At 60.2% G+C, this 20033-nt stretch carries 19 protein-coding genes and 1 pseudogene; 8 read left to right on the top strand and 12 right to left on the bottom strand.

Features of this window, described 5'->3' with window-relative positions; genetic code table 11:
• Nucleotides 1-49: 49 nt before the first annotated feature.
• The 5 genes from AC1DQM_RS10415 (at nt 50) to AC1DQM_RS10395 (ending at nt 4809) form a co-directional block, all read left to right on the top strand.
• Nucleotides 50-1447 (top strand): COG3014 family protein, encoded by a 1398-nt coding sequence (locus tag AC1DQM_RS10415; protein WP_064621051.1) that lies wholly within the window; start codon nt 50-52, stop codon nt 1445-1447.
• Between the two features lie 207 nt (nt 1448-1654).
• Nucleotides 1655-3049 carry a COG3014 family protein gene (locus AC1DQM_RS10410; RefSeq protein ID WP_086944362.1) on the top strand — a complete coding sequence of 465 codons (1395 nt, stop codon included), beginning with the start codon at nt 1655-1657 and terminating at the stop codon, nt 3047-3049.
• Nucleotides 3050-3064: 15 nt separating this feature from the next.
• Nucleotides 3065-3436 carry a YcfL family putative periplasmic lipoprotein gene (locus tag AC1DQM_RS10405; protein ID WP_018927555.1) on the top strand — a complete coding sequence of 124 codons (372 nt, stop codon included), beginning with the start codon at nt 3065-3067 and terminating at the stop codon, nt 3434-3436.
• A gap of 38 nt (nt 3437-3474) precedes the next feature.
• On the top strand, nt 3475-4062 hold the full coding sequence (gene lpoB, locus AC1DQM_RS10400; protein ID WP_007941608.1) for a penicillin-binding protein activator LpoB: 588 nt from the start codon (nt 3475-3477) through the stop codon (nt 4060-4062).
• 3 nt (nt 4063-4065) lie between these two features.
• Nucleotides 4066-4809 (top strand): penicillin-binding protein activator LpoB, encoded by a 744-nt coding sequence (locus AC1DQM_RS10395; protein ID WP_477746132.1) that lies wholly within the window; start codon nt 4066-4068, stop codon nt 4807-4809.
• A gap of 70 nt (nt 4810-4879) precedes the next feature.
• On the opposite strand, the gene AC1DQM_RS10390 is transcribed toward AC1DQM_RS10395, so the two are convergent.
• The 3 genes from AC1DQM_RS10390 to AC1DQM_RS10380 all read right to left on the bottom strand — a co-directional run bounded on the left by AC1DQM_RS10390 (nt 4880) and on the right by AC1DQM_RS10380 (nt 8130).
• Nucleotides 4880-5512 (bottom strand): LysE family transporter, encoded by a 633-nt coding sequence (locus tag AC1DQM_RS10390; RefSeq protein ID WP_018927553.1) that lies wholly within the window; start codon nt 5510-5512, stop codon nt 4880-4882.
• A gap of 117 nt (nt 5513-5629) precedes the next feature.
• Nucleotides 5630-6220, bottom strand: coding sequence for a mechanosensitive ion channel family protein (locus AC1DQM_RS10385; protein ID WP_019650132.1), 591 nt, complete (start codon nt 6218-6220; stop codon nt 5630-5632).
• Nucleotides 6220-8130: an ATP-binding cassette domain-containing protein gene (locus AC1DQM_RS10380; RefSeq protein WP_064621055.1), complete on the bottom strand. Its 1911-nt coding sequence runs from the start codon at nt 8128-8130 to the stop codon at nt 6220-6222. Before AC1DQM_RS10380 ends, AC1DQM_RS10385 begins: the two co-directional genes overlap by 1 nt.
• A gap of 50 nt (nt 8131-8180) precedes the next feature.
• Between AC1DQM_RS10380 and AC1DQM_RS10375 the strand changes: the two genes are divergently transcribed.
• On the top strand, nt 8181-8645 hold the full coding sequence (locus tag AC1DQM_RS10375; RefSeq protein ID WP_477746131.1) for a TIGR02444 family protein: 465 nt from the start codon (nt 8181-8183) through the stop codon (nt 8643-8645).
• Here the strand turns inward: AC1DQM_RS10375 and AC1DQM_RS10370 are convergent.
• On the bottom strand, nt 8642-9817 hold the full coding sequence (locus AC1DQM_RS10370; RefSeq protein ID WP_477746130.1) for an AlgP family protein: 1176 nt from the start codon (nt 9815-9817) through the stop codon (nt 8642-8644). The genes AC1DQM_RS10375 and AC1DQM_RS10370 overlap by 4 nt on opposite strands.
• A 192-nt stretch (nt 9818-10009) precedes the next feature.
• On the opposite strand from AC1DQM_RS10370, the gene AC1DQM_RS10365 reads away from it, so the two are divergent.
• The gene (locus AC1DQM_RS10365) at nt 10010-10675 is read left to right on the top strand and encodes an FKBP-type peptidyl-prolyl cis-trans isomerase (protein ID WP_018927548.1); all 666 of its coding nucleotides are present in this window, start codon (nt 10010-10012) and stop codon (nt 10673-10675) included.
• Nucleotides 10676-10736: 61 nt separating this feature from the next.
• Here the strand turns inward: AC1DQM_RS10365 and AC1DQM_RS10360 are convergent, their stop codons facing one another.
• From AC1DQM_RS10360 to AC1DQM_RS10330, 7 genes and pseudogenes are all read right to left on the bottom strand, one after another.
• Complete coding sequence (locus AC1DQM_RS10360) at nt 10737-11207, bottom strand: Rsd/AlgQ family anti-sigma factor (RefSeq protein WP_064621058.1); 471 nt, start codon at nt 11205-11207, stop codon at nt 10737-10739.
• A 178-nt stretch (nt 11208-11385) separates the two neighbouring features.
• Nucleotides 11386-11938, bottom strand: a pseudogene (locus tag AC1DQM_RS10355) (disulfide bond formation protein B).
• Between the two features lie 361 nt (nt 11939-12299).
• The gene (locus tag AC1DQM_RS10350) at nt 12300-13538 is read right to left on the bottom strand and encodes a heme biosynthesis protein HemY (RefSeq protein WP_111453030.1); all 1239 of its coding nucleotides are present in this window, start codon (nt 13536-13538) and stop codon (nt 12300-12302) included.
• Nucleotides 13535-14689: a uroporphyrinogen-III C-methyltransferase gene (locus AC1DQM_RS10345; RefSeq protein WP_018927544.1), complete on the bottom strand. Its 1155-nt coding sequence runs from the start codon at nt 14687-14689 to the stop codon at nt 13535-13537. The genes AC1DQM_RS10350 and AC1DQM_RS10345 overlap by 4 nt, the downstream gene beginning before the upstream one ends.
• A gap of 16 nt (nt 14690-14705) precedes the next feature.
• Nucleotides 14706-15473: a uroporphyrinogen-III synthase gene (locus AC1DQM_RS10340; RefSeq protein WP_305410490.1), complete on the bottom strand. Its 768-nt coding sequence runs from the start codon at nt 15471-15473 to the stop codon at nt 14706-14708.
• Entirely contained in the window at nt 15470-16411 is a 942-nt protein-coding gene (hemC, locus tag AC1DQM_RS10335; protein WP_111453033.1) for a hydroxymethylbilane synthase, read from the bottom strand. Before hemC ends, AC1DQM_RS10340 begins: the two co-directional genes overlap by 4 nt.
• Before the next feature lie 136 nt (nt 16412-16547).
• A complete protein-coding gene (locus AC1DQM_RS10330; protein WP_064621063.1) occupies nt 16548-17294 on the bottom strand; it encodes a LytR/AlgR family response regulator transcription factor in 747 nt (248 codons plus the stop codon).
• Between the two features lie 462 nt (nt 17295-17756).
• Here AC1DQM_RS10330 and argH point away from each other — a divergent pair, with 462 nt between their 5' ends.
• Nucleotides 17757-19151: an argininosuccinate lyase gene (gene argH / locus AC1DQM_RS10325; RefSeq protein WP_019580504.1), complete on the top strand. Its 1395-nt coding sequence runs from the start codon at nt 17757-17759 to the stop codon at nt 19149-19151.
• Between the two features lie 107 nt (nt 19152-19258).
• Here argH and AC1DQM_RS10320 read toward each other — a convergent pair whose 3' ends face one another.
• Nucleotides 19259-19918 carry a glutathione S-transferase family protein gene (locus AC1DQM_RS10320; RefSeq protein WP_064621064.1) on the bottom strand — a complete coding sequence of 220 codons (660 nt, stop codon included), beginning with the start codon at nt 19916-19918 and terminating at the stop codon, nt 19259-19261.
• Nucleotides 19919-20033: the final 115 nt, after the last annotated feature.

The raw sequence follows: 20033 nt of genomic DNA, 5'->3' as shown, positions 1-20033 counted from the left end.
GCAAACTGCTATCTCCTCGCGGTATCCGATCAGGGAAGAATCATCGTCCATGCGCTCCTGCCTGTTGTTCTCTTTGCTGCTGAGTTTCGCCCTACAACTGAGTGGCTGTGCCGCGTACCGAAATTATGATCAGGAGATGCAACAGACCAATGACCAACTATTGGTGGGCAACCTCCAGGGTGCGTTGGACCTAGTGGAGCTGCACAATCCCTGGGAAGACAAGGATCTGCTCTATTACTTCGAGAAAGGCGCCATCCTTAGTGTCGCCAATGCGCTGCCGGAGAGCCAGAAAGCCTGGCGCAGCGCTGACCAGATGGTATTCCAGCGCGAAGAAGCGGTGCCCTCCGGGGCCATGAAACTGCTCACACGGTTTGGCAATGAAATGGGCACCATGCTGGTCAACGACAAACTGCGTCGCTACGAAGGTTACGATTACGAAAAAGTCATGCTGACCACGCAAATGGCTCTCAACCAATTGGCTGCGAATGACTTCGACGGCGCCCGCGCCGACATCAAGAAAACCCACGAACGCGAAGCACTGATTGCCCGCCAGCGCGAGCGGCAATACGAAGAGCTCGAAGAGCAGGCCAAGGCCCAGGGCATTTCGGTGCGTTACAAGGATCTGCAAGGCTACCCGGTGACCACCCTCGATGCGCCAGCCGTCATCGAATTGAAAAACGGCTATCAGAGTGCCTTCAGTCATTACCTGGCTGGCTTCACCTATGAAGCCCTCGGCGAACGCGATCTCGCCGCGCCGGGCTATCGCCAGGCAATTGAATTGCGCCCGAACCTGCCGTTTCTCGAGCAGGCGTTGCGCAATCTCGACAAACCGCCGGCAAAAGCCGATGAAAGTGATGTGTTAATCATTGTCCAAAGCGGCCTGGCACCGGCACGCAGCTCGGTGCGCGTGCCGATTCCGGTACGGCTCAACGAAAACCTGGTGATCGTTGCCCCGATTTCTTTCCCGGTGATGATCCCGGACACCATCACGCCAGCATTCGACCACATCATCGTCGATGGTCGAAAACGGCCGCTGACCGCACTCAACAGCGTCACCGACATGGCCTTGCGCACCTTGCGTGATGACATGCCCGCCATCATCTCGCGGGCCATGTTCCGCGCCAACATGGCGGCTATCGGCCAGGCTGAGGAAAACCAACGCAACCCGGCCAAAGCATCGCTGGTGGTCACGCGCGAAGACCCATTCGAGGAGGCCGACACCCGCACATGGCGTACCTTGCCGGACAAAACCCTGGTCGCGCGTCTGCGGCTGAAAAAAGGTGAACACCTGTTCAGCGCGCCGAACGCGCCCGGCACCCCGCCGGTAACCCTGCGCATCGACCGCGACTTTCAAGTCATCAACCTGCGCACAATAAACACCGTGGCATTCGTCGTCGGAAAGACTTATGTGCAAACCTCGCCAGCGCCGGTATCAGGCCAGAAATAAGTAATGGCACGTTGTGAAAACACACAATTAAAAAGCCATTACATAGCCAGCATCCCTGTTTATAATGCCGCGCCGTCGTTATCGCGATACGGCATTTAAGCTCCTCTTTTTATGAGGAATTGGCAGGGCGCCAGTCTCCCTGCCGATGGGTCCCAACAGCCCGACCAGCACGCGCGGCTGCTTATACTCAGGGAAGAAGTACCCCCTATGGCCTCTCGCGCCCTTACCTCGATCGCGCTCAGCGCTGTCACCTTGCTCTCCGGCTGTTCGGCTTTTCGCAACTACGATTCCGAACTGGCACAAACCAACCAGCAACTGGCTGCCGGCAACGTCGACGGCGCCTTGACCTTGTTGGAAAAGAACAACACCGGCGCCGACAAAGACCTGCTCTATTACTTCGAGAAGGGTGAACTGCTGCGCGCCAAGGGCGACTTGTCCGGCAGCCAGAATGCCTGGAGCAGCGCCGATCAGGTGGTGGGCAAGTGGGAAGACTCGGTCAAGCTCGACACCGAAAAGTACCTGGCTCAGTTCGGCAGCTTCCTGGTCAATGACAAAGTCCGTCGCTACGAAGGCTACGACTACGAGAAAGTCATGCTGACCACGCAGATGGCCCTCAACCTGCTGGCGGTGAACGACTTCGACGGCGCGCGCACCGCGATCAAGAAAACTCACGAACGTGAAGCGGTGATCGCCGACCTGCGCGACAAGGAATACCTCAAGAGCGAAGAGCAGGCCGAGAAGGAAGGCGTCAAAACCCAGTACAAGGATCTCCAGGGTTATCCGGTGGCCAGCCTCGACGCGCCAGAAGTGGTCAGCCTGAAAAACAGCTACCAGAGTGCGTTCAGCCATTACCTGGCCGGTTTCGTCTATGAAGCCCTGGGCGAGAAAGACCTGGCTGCACCGGGCTATCGCAAGGCCGCCGAATTGCGCCCGAACACCCCGCTGCTGGAACAGGCGCTGGTGAATCTCGACAAACCCGCCAAGGACGAGGACAGCGACATCCTGATCGTCGTGCAAAGCGGCCTGGCGCCGTCCCGCGACTCGATCCGCATTCCGTTGCCATTGCCGATCAGCAACCAGGTGGTGATCACACCGCTGTCGTTCCCGGTCATCAAGCCGGACACCTCGACCGCTCCCTTCGCCCAGATCGGCGTAGACGGTCAGCAGGTGAACCTGACGCAACTCAACAGCACCACCGCCATGTCCCGCCGCGCGCTGCGTGATGACATGCCGGGCATCATCCTGCGCACCACCGTCCGTGCCGTGACCAAAGGCGTGGCTCAGAAGAAGATCAACGAAACCAACCCACTGGCGGGTCTTGCGGTCGGGATCTCTTCAGCGGTGCTCGAAGGTGCCGATACCCGTACATGGCGTACCCTGCCAGACACCACTCAAGTCGTGCGTCTACGCTTGAAGAAAGGCGAGCACCAAGTCACCCTGCCGAGCGCCGTGGGCGGTTCGGTGGTCAAGATCACTGTGGATCAGCGCTATCAGGTCATCAGCCTGCGCGCCGTGGGCAATCAGGTATTCGCCAGCGGCCAGGCCGCTCATGTGATCCCGAGCGCCAACCCGACCACCGTGGCCAGCCTCAAACAACCTTAAGAACGGAGTCTTTGCATGCGCTTCAAACTCATCACTGTCGTCGCCCTGGCCTTGCTGGCCGGCTGCGCCACCCCGCCACCACCGGAGCCAGGCAGCGCTGCCAGCAAGGTCGTGGCCATGGGCAAGCTCAAGAACATCGTGGTCGGCGCCATGCGCGTGGCGCGGGAAAACGGCTTCATGACCGTCAACGCACAGCTGAGCAACACCAGCTACAACAACAAGACCTTCTACTACCGCTTTGCCTGGCTCGGCCCTGAAGGCTTCCCGGTTGCCGAAGAGGAAACCTGGAAAAGCCAGATGATGTACGGCGAGCAGACCAGTTTCATCCAGGCCATTGCGCCAACCGCCAAAGCCGTGGATTTCCGTCTCGAAATCAAAACGCCTTAAGCCCGACACCTATTCGTTCAGTTCTAGAGAGCATTCCCATGTTTGCACGCTTTTCGTTCATCGCCGTCATCGCCCTCCTGGCCAGCGGTTGCGCCAACACTTCACCGACGCTGGGCAGCAAAAACATCAGCTACGGCGACACCAAAGCGGTTGAAACCGTGACCAACGAGTTCGGCTCCACCGACCTGCAGATGATCGCCGAATCCATGACCCGCTCCCTGGCACAGTCCGGCATCCTGCAAGGCCGTCCGGTGGTTCAGGTCTACGACGTGAAGAACAAGACCAGCGAGTACATCGATACCCGCGAAATCACTACCAGCATCAAGACCCAGCTGATGAAGTCCGGCGTCGCCCGTTTCGCCAGCGACAACACCGCAATGCAGAGCCAGGTCGACCAGCTCAAGCTGCAAAACCAGAGCGGCCTGTACAAGAAGAGCACCGTGGCCAAGACCGGCAACATGATTGCCGCCCAATACCGTCTTGAAGGTTCGATCAGCTCGATCGTCAAGCGCAGCAGCGACTACAAGGACGTCTTCTACAAATTCAGCCTGCAATTGATCGACGTTGAAAGCGGTCTGGCCGAGTGGATGGACGAAAAAGAGATCCGCAAAACCACGGAGCGTTAATCGATGCGCACATGGATTGGCATGATGGCCCTGGCTTGCGCATTCAGCGTGCAAGCGGCCCCGAAAGTTGCAGTAGCGGATCTGGCGTACCAGGAGCGCGTGGAGCAATACGTCCACACTGTTTCGGCACAGAGTAACCATAGCCAGAGCTATTACGGCGCCAGTGGTTCATCCAGTTACGAAGAGTACGAAGCCACCAGCAGCTACATCGAGCAAGGCGAGTTGCGCAAATTCACCGGCGACATCAAGGGCGAGATCCTGCGCACCGGCATGTTCCAGCTGGTGCAGGGCACGCCTTACACGGCATCGTCCAAAGGCGACGTGTATGACGTGATCAAGCGCATCAAGGCCGGTAGCTTCAAGGGTGCCGACTATGTGCTGTTCGGCACCGTGTCAGACATCGACTTCACCCGCGACATGAATGAGCTGGCCAACACCGACAGTTACTCGGCGGTGCTGGCGTTGACGCTGGTGGCGGACTTCAGCCTGATCAACACCAAGACCTTCGAGATCACCTCGGCCTTCACGGCGATGGGCGAAGGTCAGGACACCAAACTGGTGAATGGCCGGGACATCCGGGTTTCCCTGAACCGCCCACGGGTGGTGCGTGACGTGTCCAAGGCGTTGGGTGAAGACGTGGCTTCACAACTGAGCCAACAGCTCGGTGGTGGCGGTTACGAGCAGCCGGGGCAGGCACCGCTGCGTAATAACCTGCCGCGAGATACGGCGCCGGTGATTCTGCACTGATCTCAGACTGGCTACTCTGTAGTAATGAAAAAGGCGACCTCAATAGGTCGCCTTTTTTGTGCCTGAAGCTTTATGTCGCTGCTTTGCGCAAAGTCGCCATGAATGCCGCCGCGCCGATGAACAGCCCGGCAAAAGTGCGGTTCATGCGTTTCTGCTGCCTGGGCGTGCGCAACAAACGCAGGACCTTGGCCGCCAGCCCGGTGTAGCCGGCCATGACGATCAGGTCGACACAGATCATGGTCACGCCGAGGATCAGGTACTGGGCCACTAGCGGCGCATGGGGATCGATGAATTGCGGCAGCACCGCGAGCATGAACACCAAAGCCTTGGGGTTGCTGACGTTCACTAGAAAACCGCGGAACACCAGCGCCATCGGCTTGCCGATCTGCCGAATGGCAGCGTCGTCGCTCATCTCATTGGGCAGCGCGCGCCATTGCTTGACCGCGAGGTAGACCAGGTAAGCCACGCCGAACCATTTGATCGCATAAAAGGCAGTGGCGGAGGCCGCGAGGATCGCACCGACACCGGCAGCGACAATCGCAATTTGCAACGCCAGGCCCAGTTGCAGACCCAGGGCGTTCCAGTAACCGCGCCAGAAACCGTAGCGCAGGCCGCTGGACATCGACGCAATGGCGCCGGCACCGGGGGAAAGACTGATCACCCAGCAGGCGGCAAAAAATGCCAGCCATGTTTGAAGCAGCATTGCACACCTCGACTCAGACTCGTGACAAACGTCTAAGCTAATGCGCCTTACGATCAATGACTACCGATTTTTTGCAGGACAGAGTGACTGCCGACCAGCGTTGACGGCGGTAGCGTCCTATCGAGCCTGCTTTTCGAACCCGTTTGAAGGAAATACATCAGTACCGCGCCAGCGTCGAACCGAGCGCTGGAAGAACAGGCTGTTGGGCACTTGCACCATGGCACTGCCGGTACCGAGCTCTTCGGCTTCGATCAGCGTGGTGTAGAGCAGATTAATCGCCACCACCCGACCCTTGACGCCCGGCTTGTCGGTGGTGTCCACCAACTCGACCACATCGCCGATTCGGAATGGTCCGACGGTGAAGATCAGGATCGCGCACAACAGATTGGACAGCACGCTCCACATGGCGAAAAACGCCACGGCAGCCACCGCCACGAAGCCGGACAACGCGGTCCAGAGCACCGTGGCCGACACCCCAAGACGCTCCAGCACGAAGATCAGCGCGCTACCCATGATCAGCCAACGCAAACCACCGCGCAGCGGCATCAAGAACTGCGGCGGGAACGGGTAACGCTCGCCCAGGCGAGTCAGGCCTTTAGCGACGACGCGCTGAGCGACATAGCCGGCCAGCAGGATCAGCAGGATTTGCACGACCAGCCAGAGCGGCTCGACCCACATCGCCGGCAACGGCAGCTTGAAGGCCTCCATCAAGACAGCGCCTCCAGCTCCGCCTGCATGCTTTCGAGCAATTCGAGCGCTTCCATCCAGGCTTCTTCCAGCTCGGCTTCACGCACCTTCAGCCGGGCCTGCTCGGCCAGCAGATCACGCAATTCGTTCTTGCGTGCCGGCTCGTAAATATCGCTGTCGCCGAGGCTGGCGTCGATCTTCGCCAGTTTCTCGTGCAGCTTGCCCAACTCGGCTTCGAGCTTGTCGGCCTCGCGCTTGTGCGGTGCCAGTTGCTGACGCAACGCGGCGGCGGCCTGGCGCTGGGCTTTCTTGTCGGTCTTGTCCGGGTTGACCGGGGTATTGCTGACCGGCACGTTGCGCTGACGGTACTCCACCAGCCAACGGGTGTAGTCTTCCAGGTCGCCGTCGAACTCCTCGACCTTGCCGTCTGCCACCAGATAGAAATTGTCGGTGGTGCTTTTAAGCAAATGACGATCGTGGGAGACCACCAGAACCGCGCCACTGAATTCCTGCAACGCCATGGTCAGCGCCAGGCGCATTTCCAGGTCCAGGTGGTTGGTCGGTTCGTCGAGCAGCAACAGGTTCGGTCGGCCCCAGGCGATCAGCGCCAGGGCCAGTCGCGCCTTTTCGCCACCGGAGAAATTCAACACCGGCTCATCGATACGTGCACCCCGGAAGTCGAAACCACCGAGGAAGTCACGCAGGGTCTGCTCACGTTCGGTTGGCGCCAGGCGCTGCAAGTGCAGCAACGGGCTGGCCTTGGAATCGAGGGAATCCAGTTGATGCTGGGCGAAGTAACCGACCACGGTGTTCTCGCCCCGGGTCAGTCGGCCCGCCAATGGCTCGAGCTCACCGGAGAGGTTCTTGATCAGGGTCGATTTACCGGCACCGTTGGGGCCGAGCAAACCGATCCGCGCGCCAGGGGTCAGTTGCAGCTTGACCTTCTCCAGCACGGTTTTTTCGCCATAACCCAAGCGAGCGTCCGATAGATCGATCAGCGGGCTGGAGATTTTCTGCGATTCGCGAAAGACGAAATCGAACGGCGAATCGACGTGCGCGGCGGACAGCTCTTCCATCCGCTCCAGCGCCTTGATCCGGCTCTGGGCCTGACGGGCCTTGGTGGCCTGGGCCTTGAAGCGGGCAATGTAGCTTTCCATGTGCGCACGTTGCGCCTGTTGCTTCTCGTACGCCTGCTGTTGCTGTGCCAGACGTTCGGCACGGGCCCGTTCAAACGCGGTGTAACCGCCGCGATACAGGGTGATCTTGCGTTGATCGACGTGAGCTACGTGATCGACCACGGCATCGAGGAAGTCCCGGTCGTGGGAAATCAGCAATAAAGTGCCAGGGTAGCTTTTGAGCCACTCTTCGAGCCAGATGATGGCGTCGAGGTCCAAGTGGTTGGTCGGTTCGTCGAGCAGCAACAGGTCCGAGGGGCACATCAAAGCCTGCGCCAGATTCAGACGCATCCGCCAGCCACCGGAGAAATCTCCTACTTGCCGGTCCATTTGCTCGTTGGTGAACCCAAGGCCCGCCAATAGCTTGCGAGCCCGGGCATCGGCGGTGTACCCATCGGCGCTGTCGAGCTCCGAGTGCAGGCGGGCCTGAGCGGCACCGTCATGGGCCGCTTCGGCCGCCGCCAGGTCGCGTTGCACCTGACGCAGGCGCAGGTCGCCATCGAGCACGTAGTCGACCGCCAGGCGCTCGAGGGTGTCGACCTCCTGGCGCATGTGGGCGATGCGCCAGTCGGCCGGCAGGAAGCAGTCACCCGAGTCCGGGTGCAGTTCGCCCCGAAGCAAGGCGAACAGGCTCGATTTGCCGGCGCCGTTGGCACCGATGAGGCCGGCTTTGTGGCCGGCGTGCAGGGTCAGCTCGGCGTCTTCTAGCAGACGTTGCGGGCCACGCTGTAAAGTCAGGTTCTGAAGTCGAATCATAATGGCGGCGGAGTCTACCAGCTTCGCTCGCAACTGGCGCGAGTAGCACTATGTCCTCTGACCTGTGGAGCTTTTCCCTCGACACTTACGCCCGTCCCGGCGTTGAACACGCCTGCCTGCAATTGCAGGCAGCGGGTGTGAATGTGTGCCTGCTGCTCTGTGGATTGTGGCTGGGGCAACGTGGAGTCGCCTGCAACGAACAACGCTTGCAGCTGCTACGCGATGTAGCCGGGCCTTGGGACGTGGATGTCGTGCAACCGTTACGCACCTTGCGCCAGCAATGGAAAGCCGCTGCCAGCGAGGATGCCGGTCTGGATGATTTGCGCGAAAAAGTGAAGACACTGGAGATGGAAGCCGAAAGGCATTTGTTGCTGCGACTGGAGCGTTTGGCGCAGAGTTGGCCGCAGTGTGGAGCGACCGATCCAACGGCCTGGCTGGAAGGTATGGCAGCAGGCGCCGCCAACCTGAGCCGCGACGCGCTGCATCAGCTGCGCGTCGCGGTAACCGGCACTTAGGAAGCGCTGGTTGGGGTAGTGCTGGTGCTCGACGATGCCGCTGGCGCAGGCGAAGCTGTCGAGGTAGTGGCTACCGGAGCCGGCGAAGCCGATGCAGCCGGGGCCGGGGTTACTGGCTTGGCAACAGGTGCGGCAGTCGGCTTTGCAGCAACGACTGGCTTTTTCACGGCCGGTTTTGCTGCTGGCTTGGCGGCAGGTTTTGCAGCCGGTTTGGCAGCGGCAGGTTTGGCTGCTGGTTTCGCTACAGCTGGTTTGGCGGCAGTGGCTGGCTTGGCAGCGACGGCAGGTTTCGCAGCAGCAGTTTTGGCAGCCGGTTTAGCGGCGGGTTTGGCTGCAGTTTTTGCAGCAGGTTTCGCCGCCGGTTTTGCAGCAGGCTTGGCTGCAGGCTTGGCTGCAGCGGTTTTAGCCGCGACAGGTTTGGCGGCAGTTTTGGCTGCTGGTTTTGCAGCAGGTTTAGCGGCCGGTTTGGCAGCTGCAGTTTTCGCCACGGCGGGTTTGGCAGCCGTGGTTTTGGCAGCGGGTTTAGCGGCAGCTGTTTTGGCAGCGACTGGCTTAGCGGCAGGTTTGGCAGCTGTCGTTTTAGCTGCTGGTTTCGCAGCGCTGGCAGCGACTGGTTTTTTCGCCGCAGGTTTTGCGGCTGGTTTCGCTGCAGCTTTTACCGGTGCTTTGGCGGCGGTTTTTTTAACAGGAGCCGCAGCAGGCTTGGCCGGTGCTTTTGCAGCAACCGGTTTGGCAGCGGCTTTCTTCGCAGGTGCCGCGGCTGGCTTGGCCGAACGCAGGGACAACGCCTTGCCGACAGCCTCTTGGACACGACCGACACCCTGGGCCAGTTTCAGGCTTTCTTGAGCGTCGCGTTTGAGTTGCAGGATGTAGCTGCGAGTTTCGGACTGACGAGCCTTGAGGGCGTCAAGCAGGTCCTCAAGTTCTTTCACCGCATCTTTGGCCTTGGCTTGTGCCTTGGCTTTGCCGGCCGCCGCAGCGTCCTGCAATTTGGTGCGGGATTTATGCAGTTTTTCCTGCGCTTTTCCGCGCTGCTTTTCCAGTTTGGCGAGCAGTTTTTCAGCATCAGCCAAGGCTTGGGAACAAGCGTTTTCCAAGTGCTCGAGCAGGCTGCCCGAGAGTTGTTGGAGTAAGTGCAACGGAGTATTTACTGGCTTCTTGGTGGCCGACATGGTTTACCTCCTGGCTGACGTGAATGCGGCTCATACTAGACCTCTGCTGCAACCGCCGCTAGGGCATGTTGACAGTATCGAAAGCGCTGCGTTGCAACGAAGTAAAAATGTTCTGCGCTTACGCAAAACCAGTTCACCTTCGAGAGCATTCACACTGGCATAATCCTGCGCATCTCAGGTCGGAGAGTGCCTATGTCGCGCTACCTTTTTTTATCGCTGTGCATGTTTTTTTCCGTGGTCCAGGCCGCCGAAAAAACCACCACAAATGACGCTCACGATCTCGCTTACAGCTTGGGTGCGAGCCTTGGCGAACGCTTGCGCCAGGAGGTTCCGGACCTGCAACTTCAGGCACTGCTCGAAGGTTTGCAGCAAGCCTACCAAGGTAAGCCGCTAGCGCTGAAAGACGAGCAGATCGAACAGATTCTTGCCGAGCACGAAGCCCAGGTCGCCGAGCAACCCGCCGTCGCGCAAAGCGAAGTTGCCCTCGAAAAAGAGCGGCGCTTTCTCGATGAGGAAAAAACCAAACCTGGCGTCCGTCAATTGGCAGATGGAGTATTGCTGACCGAGCTGGCTCCCGGAACCGGCGCGAAGGCAGGACCGAACGGCAAAGTCCAGGTGCTGTATATCGGTCGTCTACCTGATGGCACCGTGTTCGATCAGAACAGTCAGCCGCAGTGGTTCAGTCTTGATAGTGTGATCAGCGGCTGGCGTAGCGCGCTGCAAAATATGCCGGTCGGCGCAAAATGGCGCCTGGTAATTCCATCGGCGCAAGCCTATGGCGCCGACGGTGCCGGCGACTTGATCGCGCCGTTCACGCCGCTGGTATTCGAAGTCGAATTGCGTGGTGCTACAAGCTGAATGCCGGAAACGAAAAACGGTGCGCATTGCGCACCGTTTTCAGTGTCTAGCCGGGAAGGGTTCAGGCCTGAACCGAACTCTCTTCCTTGTGGGCGGTGTGCAGCACTTCGATCAGGCAATCTTCCAGTTCGAAGCGTTCACGCAGTTGGCTGCCCAGCTTTTCCAGCGCTTCGGCGAAACGCTCGGTGTCGTTGCAGTCACCCTTGTGACAATGATCATTGAACGACAGCGCCATCTCGGTGCTCACGTCGATACGCGGGTTGATCTGCTCCGCCAGTTCAAGGCCGCCATCGTCGCCAAAGGCCTTGGCCTCATTGACCAGATGCTCACTCACTTCGAAGTGCCAGGCAGAAACGTAATCGACAAGAATCTCGCAGAACCGACCGTTCAAGGACTTGTCGGCGAAAGCCGGTTTGGCATTTCGCAAGTCGTGGAACGACTTTATCAACTCTTCACGCTCTTGTAGCCAGCGGTCAATGAGCTTATGAACCCCACCCCAGCGTTCCTGAGCATTCTGACAACTATCTAACATGGCGATCTCTCTTCCCTAATGGGTCATGCCGTTCTACGCCTGACCAAGACTCGGCACATCCGGTCTGGGTCAGGCAGAACAGCAACGAGCAACATAATTCCAATGATACGTGCGGGCCAGATTATGCCCGCGCGCCTATGGCTTCAAGGTACGCAGGAGATAAAGTTCATACAAGTGTTTAATCGCCCGTCAATACCCGGTGCGACGACTCGCCGCTGAGCGGTCAGCTGACAGGCGATCCAGACAAGGCGCAGCAATTGATACCCGCCCAGAATCATCATCGCAACGAAGAACAACAGGCTCCATTCCGGGATACTCAGGTCGAACAGCGTCCAGGAAATTTCCGCGCAGTCGTCGGTTCCCTTGAACAACCGTTGCAAGGCACACAACCAGGGCGTACTGGCAAACAGATCAGTCAGGTTGGGCGAGCATGCCGAGAGCTGATGCACCGGATCACTCTGCAACACAACCTGCCGCCACGCCGTGACGGTACCCGCCACACTGCATAGCAGACCCAGTAACCAATACAGGAATGATCCGAAGCGACCAGGCCCCTGCACCGAAGCCATCAGGCAGACACCCGTGAGCAGCGCCAGGCAAACCCGTTGCAACAGGCACAACCCGCAAGGCTTGAGGCCGACCGCATATTCCAGGTAATAGGAAACGCCCAAGGCCAGGGCACCTGCAATGAAAACCATGAAAAACAAGGAGCGTGAGCAGGCCAAAGACATGGCTTTTCCGTAACTGTAGAGACAAGCGGTTACGGTAGAGGAAAGCGCAGCAGCCTTTCAAGGCAGGCCAGCACGGACACTTCACCAGAAGTGTAGGGAATTCCCGACAGAGTCGAGAGGATAAGATGTAGTCCGCTGTAGGACTTTGCCAGACCAGGACCACAACTCAAAAACAGTGGCAGACTCGGAGCGGTTGGATTGCCCTGACGAACGACTCCCCCTGTAGCAGCTGGCGCAGCCGGCGTTCGGCTGCGCAGCAGTCGTAATCGGTTTAACACGACTCACCTGATCCGACTGCGGCGCCTGATTTACGACTGCTGCGCAGCCGAACGCAGCCTTCGGCAGCGGCTACAGGCCGGCATCAAGCATGAGCCGGCACCGGCAGCGGAGCCGACAGCAAGCGCTCGTCCAGCAGGCCCAAGCCCTCCTGGAACAACTGATTACTGCGTTCAGTGTCACCCAATTGCGCCAGCAACCGCGCCAGTTCGGCGCAGGCTTCAGGATTACGCTGTACACGCAGACTGTTTTCCAGATAATCCCGGGCCTTGCCCCACAGACTGCTTTGCAGACACAAACGGCCCAACGTCAGCAACAGGCTCGGGTCGGCCGGATGATCCTTGAGCCAACCTTCAGCGGTGTGCAGCTGTCTGGCCGGATCGCTACCGCGAACCAGACCGTACAGGCGTGCCAGATGACTGTCGTATTTGCGCTTGAGAGCCGTACGCAGAACCTCTTCGGCCTCGACCTGCGCTCCCAGTTGCCGCAGTTGCTCGGCATAGGCGAGCACCAGTTGCGGTTCCTGCCGCTGAGCGGCGGTGAGCTGCTGCCAGGCACGAGCGAGCGATTGCAAACCGACCGTTCCGTCCTCTTCCCGGTGCGCCGCCAACGAAAGATTCTTACCCCAGGCGCGTTGCTCCAGTTCAGCCAGCTCCGCCGGCGGCAGCACCTTGTCCTTGCGTAACTCCGGCAGCAAGCGAATCACTGCCGACCAGTCGCCCCGTTGCTGATGCAGGCGTTGCAACTGGCGCAGGGTCTGGACGTTATGAGGATGACGCTCGTGCATGGCCTGCAGGGTGACCAGGGCGCCGTCGGTGTCGCCGCGGTCGGTCTGCAATTGGGCATGACTCAAGGCAATCGCCAGCTCGGCCTGGGGCTGTCGCTCCAAAGCGCGCTCCAGCAAGTTATCGCTTTCCTGGTAGAGACCTTGTTCGTTCGCGGCGCGGGCAGCACCCAAGTAGTAGAGCAGTGGCTGACGCTCGGCTTCTGCCGCGCGATACAGGTGACGCTGAGCACTGGCCCAGCGGCCCTCGGCCAAATCCAGCTGGCCGTGCTCGATCGCCACTTGCACCCGTCGACTGCGATTGCGCCGCGACCATGGGTTGACCACCCCACCGGAAGTCGTCACCAGTTCGACCAGCGCCTTGATGCCCCAGAACACCAGCCACAGCACGGCCACCAAGGCCAGGGTTGCCCACAGGCTCGATTCGTAACGGAAGCTCTTGTAGGCGATCAGCACGTAGCCGGAATGCTCGGCAATCGCCAGCCCCAAAGCGGCGGCGGCAGCGATGACCACGAACACGATCACATAGAGACGCTTCATGGCGTGGCCTCCTGCGCAGTGCTCGCGGCAGGTTTGCCAAGAGGTTTCACTGAGTCCTCGGCGTTGACGTTGCGTCGCTCAAGGTAAGCCTGGACGGCGCTCAACGTGCCTGTCAGATCCGGCGTGACCACCGTGACTGGCTGTTTGCTCAACTCGGCCACCTGCTCCAGCATGATCTTGCTCTGAGGGTTGTCCGGGTTGAAGTTACCCTTGAGCACGTCCCGCGCCTCGGTCAGCGCCTGAGTGTAGACCGCAGCCTGACCGTTGAGCGCGGCCCACTGCGCCTGTTCCAGCGCCAGGCTCAAGGCCAGACGCACCTGGCTCAGGCTCTGCCCTGCCAGCAATGGACGGACATTCTTGTCGGCGTTGAAATCGATTCGGATGTAACGCGAGATCTGATCCCACCATTGCGCCCAGCGACTGGCGCCGTCGCCATCGGCCGTCAGGCCCAGCAGGGATTCGCCACGGTCCTTGTACTCGGGCGCCAGTTCGGTGAGGCTGATCACTTGATCGCGCAAGGCACCCAGTCGCAGGAACAACCCGGTGCGATCCGGCTGTTCGGTACTGCGCAGGGCCACCAGGGTTTTGGCCACTTGCTCGCGAGCGGCAAAAGCCCCCGGGTCATTCTGTTCACGGAGTATCTCATCGGCCCCCTGCACCAGGGCCTGGGCGCTGCTGATGTCCTGCAACGCCGACAGACGCAGGCTGGCCAGTCGCAGCAAATGCTCAGCCTCGGCCAGACGCCAATCCTTGCGGCTGGCACCGAGGACGGTTTCCAGGCGTTGATTCAAACGCTGTTGATCGCCCTGAAGTTGAGTGACCAAGCGACTGCGCGCATCGAGCTCTTCGGCGGCAGGCATTTGTTCGAGGCGAGCGGTCAGACGCTGCTCGTTGAGCTTCAGGCTCTGCGCCTGATCGTTCAACGCCTGTACCTGACTCAACTGTTGCAGGTTATCGGCTTGCAGGTGACGCACCTGCCAGACTCCCCAACCGCCCACGGCAACACCGGCAGCGCCCAACAGCAGCGCGACGATTGCCAGCCCATTGCCTCGGCGCGGCTCAGTAGCAGGTGGCCCGGTTACAACCGGTGCTTCTACCGGCGCATCGAGCACCGGCTGGACGTCATCTTTAGGCAAGGCTGTTTTGCTCACGTATCCATCCTTTGCATTAGAAAACGGGTACGGGGTGCTCCCGTAACGCCGTCAGCAAGGCCGCGGCACTGGCGCCACGACAATCCACAACTGTTTGGGCCCCGGCGGCGCGTGCCAGCTCGGCGACCCTGGGGCTTGGAACAAACAACGGCAACCGCGCCATGATCGGCCAGGCATCGCCAGCCAATCGGTGCAGGTGCTCAAAACCCTGTCCACTGCTGACCACCAGCCCGTTCAAGCGTTCCGCCTCGATCCGCTCAGGCAACGCTGCCGGTGGGTACTGCGGTAAGCCGCGTCGGTACAACTCCAGATACTCGACACTAGCACCAAGCTCGCGCAAACGCTCAGCCAGCAACTCGCGCCCACCCTCCCCACGCACGATCAACACCCGAGGATCGGGACGGGCGATAGCCTCGCGCAATCGTGGAAGTTCAAGCAAGGCTTCGCTGTCATCACCGTCGGCCGGGAAACTCACATCCAGCCCGTTAGCCTCGAGGATCTGCGCCGTTGCCGCGCCGACGCTGAACCACGTCAGAACCGGCGGTTGCGGCCAATGCTGGTGGAGCAGCTCGACAGCGATTCTGGCGGCCGGCTTACTGACCACGATCACCGCGCAATAGTGATCCAGGTCCTGAATCACTGCGCGCATTGTGGCAGAGGCCGGCATCGGCTCGATGTCCAAAAGCGGCAAGCTGCTACTGAAAACCCCCGCGTCAGCCAACACACGGGCAAGCACCGCTGATTCATCCGCAGGGCGCGTCAGCAGCAGGCGCCAGCCAGTCACTCGTGCCCAGCCTCGCCGTAGACTGCTTTGAGAATGGCGTCGGCGCCCTGACTCAGCAGGTCTTCGGCCACTTGCACGCCCAGGGCCTCGGCCTTGCTGCGTGGCGCTCGGGCCTCGGCGCAGAGCAGCAGGCCGCCGTTCGGATCGCCCACCAAGCCACGCAACCAGATCTGCTCGCCTTCAAGCACGGCGTAGCAGGCGATCGGCACCTGGCAGCCGCCATTCAGATGTTTGTTGAGGGCACGTTCAGCGGTCACGCGGATGGCCGTATCCTGATGATGCAGCGGCGCGAGCAGTGCATGAATCTCAGTGTCGGCGCTACGGCACTCGATACCGACCGCGCCCTGGCCTCCGGCCGGCAGGCTGTCATCGACACTGATGGCCGAGGTGATGCGGTGTTCGAAGCCCAGACGAATCAAACCCGCCGCGGCGAGGATGATGGCGTCGTATTCGCCGGCATCGAGCTTGGCCAGGCGCGTGTTGACGTTGCCACGCAGGAAGCGGATTTCCAGATCCGGGCGACGGGTCAGCAACTGAGCCTGGCGGCGCAGGCTGGAGGTGCCGACGATGCTGCCTGGTGGCAACTCATCCAGGCTGGCGAAGGTATTGGAGACAAATGCATCGCGCGGGTCTTCGCGCTCGCAGATGCAGAACAGACCGAGGCCTTCGGGGAAGTCCATCGGCACGTCCTTCATGGAGTGCACGGCGATGTCGGCTTCGTTTTCCAGCAGCGCGGTTTCCAGCTCCTTGACGAACAGGCCCTTGCCGCCGATTTTCGACAGGGGCGAATCGAGCAGCTTGTCGCCGCGACTGACCATGGGCACCAGTGTCACGAGCAGGCCCGGATGGGCCTGTTCCAGACGAGCCTTGACGTATTCGGCCTGCCACAGGGCGAGAGCACTTTTGCGGGTGGCGATGCGGATTTCGCGAGAGGACATGGATCAATCCGTACTGAATAGATACGGCGGATAATAACAGCTCAGCCAAATCCACTTTGACTTGTATCAGAAACTGCATGGCCTCCCTGGCCCTCAAGGCCCTAAAACAGGGTAGAAATCCGCCCTGAATGGCGGATTAAAGCTGCTGCATCATTTTGCGCACGCCGGCCACATGGCGTCGGCTGACGATCAGGGCGTCGCCGTTCAGGCCTTTGAGAAACAGCTGGAAATGCCCCAGGGGGGTGCGTTGCAGCCGTTCAATGCGTTCGCGGGCGACCAGTGCATTGCGGTGGATCCGCACGAAACGGTCGCCAAATTCGTCTTCGAGGGCCTTGAGTGGCTCATCCAGCAGCACCTCGCCACCTTCATGGCGCAAGGTCACGTACTTGTGGTCGGCAATAAAGTAGACCACCTGGCCCAACGGGATCAGTTCAATACCTTTACGGGTGCGGGCGCTGATATGGCTGCGTGGGCCGCTGCCGGTTTCGGCGGCGGGACGAGTCAAGGCGGCGAGCTGGATGCGATTGGGGCGTTCGGCTTTTTTCAATGCTTCATGTAACTGTTCTGTGCGCACTGGCTTCACCAGATAGCCCACGGCGCTGGCCTGTAGGGCTTCCAAGGCAAATTCATCGGGCCCTGTGCAAAACACCACGGCGGGCGGGGTTTCGCGTTCGCACAATCGTGCCGCCACTTGCAGGCCATCGAGGCCCGGCATGCGAATATCGAGTAGTACGATATCCGGCTTGTGGCTGTCGATCAGTGCCAACGCCTCTTCGCCATTCGTGGCGCTGGGCTCCAGGACGTTGTATCCCTCGAGTTCGCCGACCATTCGGCTCAGGCGCTCGCGGGCCAGGGGTTCGTCATCAACGATCAGGACATTCATATTGCGCTGGATTCCTGCGTGAGTCTCGCACAAAGATAGCGTAGACAGGTGAAGTGACGTCCGTCACCGCGATCCACGCTAAGACTAGCGCGAGGGCCAAAAAGTGCCGCAAGACCGGCGGCTAAATTTTCATCTGCCGGGTGACTGACGGCCCAGGCCCGCGTTGGCGAGGCATCGCCATAAGGTTTGCTGATACACAATATGAACACCCCTCTTCTCTCTATAGTCAGCTGCAGCATCGAGAAGTGCGCTGATCCTACTGTCCAACTGTAGACGGTTGCCGCGACGATATTGCTCAAATGAGAAATATCGTTGCGCAATTTGCGCATCGCTGGCTTCGAGTATGGATCGCCCCATGAGAAAAAAACGTATCGACCAGTGTCAGCGACAGGATTGGCAACCCTGTTATTATCCGCGTCAGCGTTCCACGCCATCTTTCTTCAAGCCGATACGAGCGAATTCATGAGCACTGACAAGACCAATCAGTCCTGGGGCGGCCGCTTCAGTGAACCCGTCGACGCCTTCGTTGCCCGCTTCACCGCCTCCGTCACCTTCGACCAGCGCCTGTATCGCCACGACATCATGGGCTCGATCGCCCACGCCACGATGCTGGCCAAGGTCGGCGTGCTGACCGATGCCGAGCGCGACAGCATCATCGATGGCCTGAAGACCATCCAGGGTGAAATCGAGGCCGGCCAGTTCGACTGGCGCATCGACCTCGAAGACGTGCACATGAACATCGAGGCGCGCCTGACCGACCGCATCGGCGTGACCGGTAAAAAGCTGCACACCGGCCGTAGCCGCAACGACCAGGTCGCCACCGACATTCGTCTGTGGCTGCGTGACGAGATCGACCTGATCTTGGCTGAGATCACCCGCCTGCAAAAAGGCTTGCTGGAGCAGGCCGAGCGCGAAGCCGGCAGCATCATGCCAGGCTTCACCCACCTGCAAACCGCGCAGCCGGTGACTTTCGGGCACCACATGCTGGCCTGGTTCGAAATGCTCAGCCGCGACTACGAGCGCCTGGTGGACTGCCGCAAGCGTACCAACCGCATGCCGCTGGGCAGTGCTGCACTGGCTGGTACCACTTACCCGATCGACCGCGAGTACACCGCTCAGTTGCTGGGCTTTGACGCTGTTGGCGGCAACTCCCTGGACAACGTGTCCGATCGCGACTTCGCCATCGAGTTCTGCTCGGCCGCGAGCATCGCGATGATGCACTTGTCGCGGTTCTCCGAAGAGCTCGTGCTGTGGACCAGTGCGCAGTTCCAGTTCATCGATCTGCCGGACCGTTTCTGCACCGGTAGCTCGATCATGCCGCAAAAGAAAAACCCGGACGTGCCGGAGCTGGTTCGCGGCAAGACTGGCCGGGTGTTCGGCGCGCTGATGGGCCTGCTGACCCTGATGAAAGGCCAGCCGTTGGCCTACAACAAGGACAACCAGGAAGACAAGGAACCGCTGTTCGACGCCGCCGACACCCTGCGCGACTCGCTGCGAGCCTTCGCAGACATGATCCCGGCGATCAAGCCCAAGCACGCGATGATGCGCGAAGCGGCCCTGCGCGGTTTCTCGACCGCCACCGACCTGGCCGACTACCTGGTACGCCGCGGCTTGCCGTTCCGTGATTGCCACGAGATCGTTGGCCACGCGGTGAAGTACGGCGTAGACAGCGGCAAGGACCTGGCGGAAATGAGCCTGGAAGAACTGCGCAAGTTCAGCGACCAGATCGAGCAGGACGTGTTTGCCGTGCTGACCCTGGAAGGTTCGGTGAATGCCCGTGACCATATCGGCGGAACCGCGCCGGCACAGGTCAAGGCTGCCGTGGCTCGCGGTCAGGCATTGCTCGCCAGCCGTTAAAAGCTTCGCGGGCAAGTCGGATCGCCGCACCGCTCGCGCCTACAGGGGACCGTACCCCTCAGGCGCGAGACTTGCCCGCGAAGGCATTCTCAAGATCGTTACACAATCTATTTCTTCGACGCGATCATCTCCAGAAACGCGGGCATTGCTGCGCCCTTTTCTGCCGCAATTCGCTGCACGTTCGGATTCTGCCCCAGACGCTCCAGCAGCGCCCTGGCCGCCGGCATCTCAGCCAGCAGATCAATATCGAACAGCTTCTGCGCCACGGCACAAGCCATCGGCACGCTGTACAGGAAATACAAATCCGCAATGCTGAGACGGTCGCCCGCCACGTAAGGGGCGAACTTGCCGTGCCGGCCCAGTGAGGCGAACCCCAGCAGCAACTCGGCCTTGGTCTTGTCCTTGATCGCTTCCGGCACTGACATGCCGAAAAACGCTTCGGGGTAGCAGGCTCGCGCTGGCAGTTCGATGTACAACTCGATTTCCTTGGCCAAAGCCAGCGCCTGCGCTCGCTCGAAGGGCTCGCTCGGCAGCAGCGGTGTGCCTTTCTGGCTCTGCTCGAGGTACTCGAGAATCACGCTGGTTTCGTTGACGAAACCTTGCTCGACGCCCAGTACCGGAACCTTGCCGCGCGGGCTGATGGCCAGCGCCTCGGGGCTGGAGCCTGGGTAAAACGGCACCTCTTCAAACGGCAGTCCCTTCTCCAGCAACGCCAGCTTGACCATGTTGTAGTAGTTGCTGACGCAAAATCCATAAAGCTTGAGCATTACATAGCCTCCAGGCCGTGCAGGGGGTTGGCAGCGCCAGTTATAGAACGCCCAGGCACTTCTTGCCAGCAGCATCACAATGCTGAATGCAGGTAAACTGGCCGCCTTTCCTTGA

Source organism: Pseudomonas sp. 01L34 (assembly GCF_056400265.1).
The sequence above is the reverse complement of the archived record's forward strand: the minus strand, read 5'-3'. Positions and strand labels throughout refer to the sequence as shown.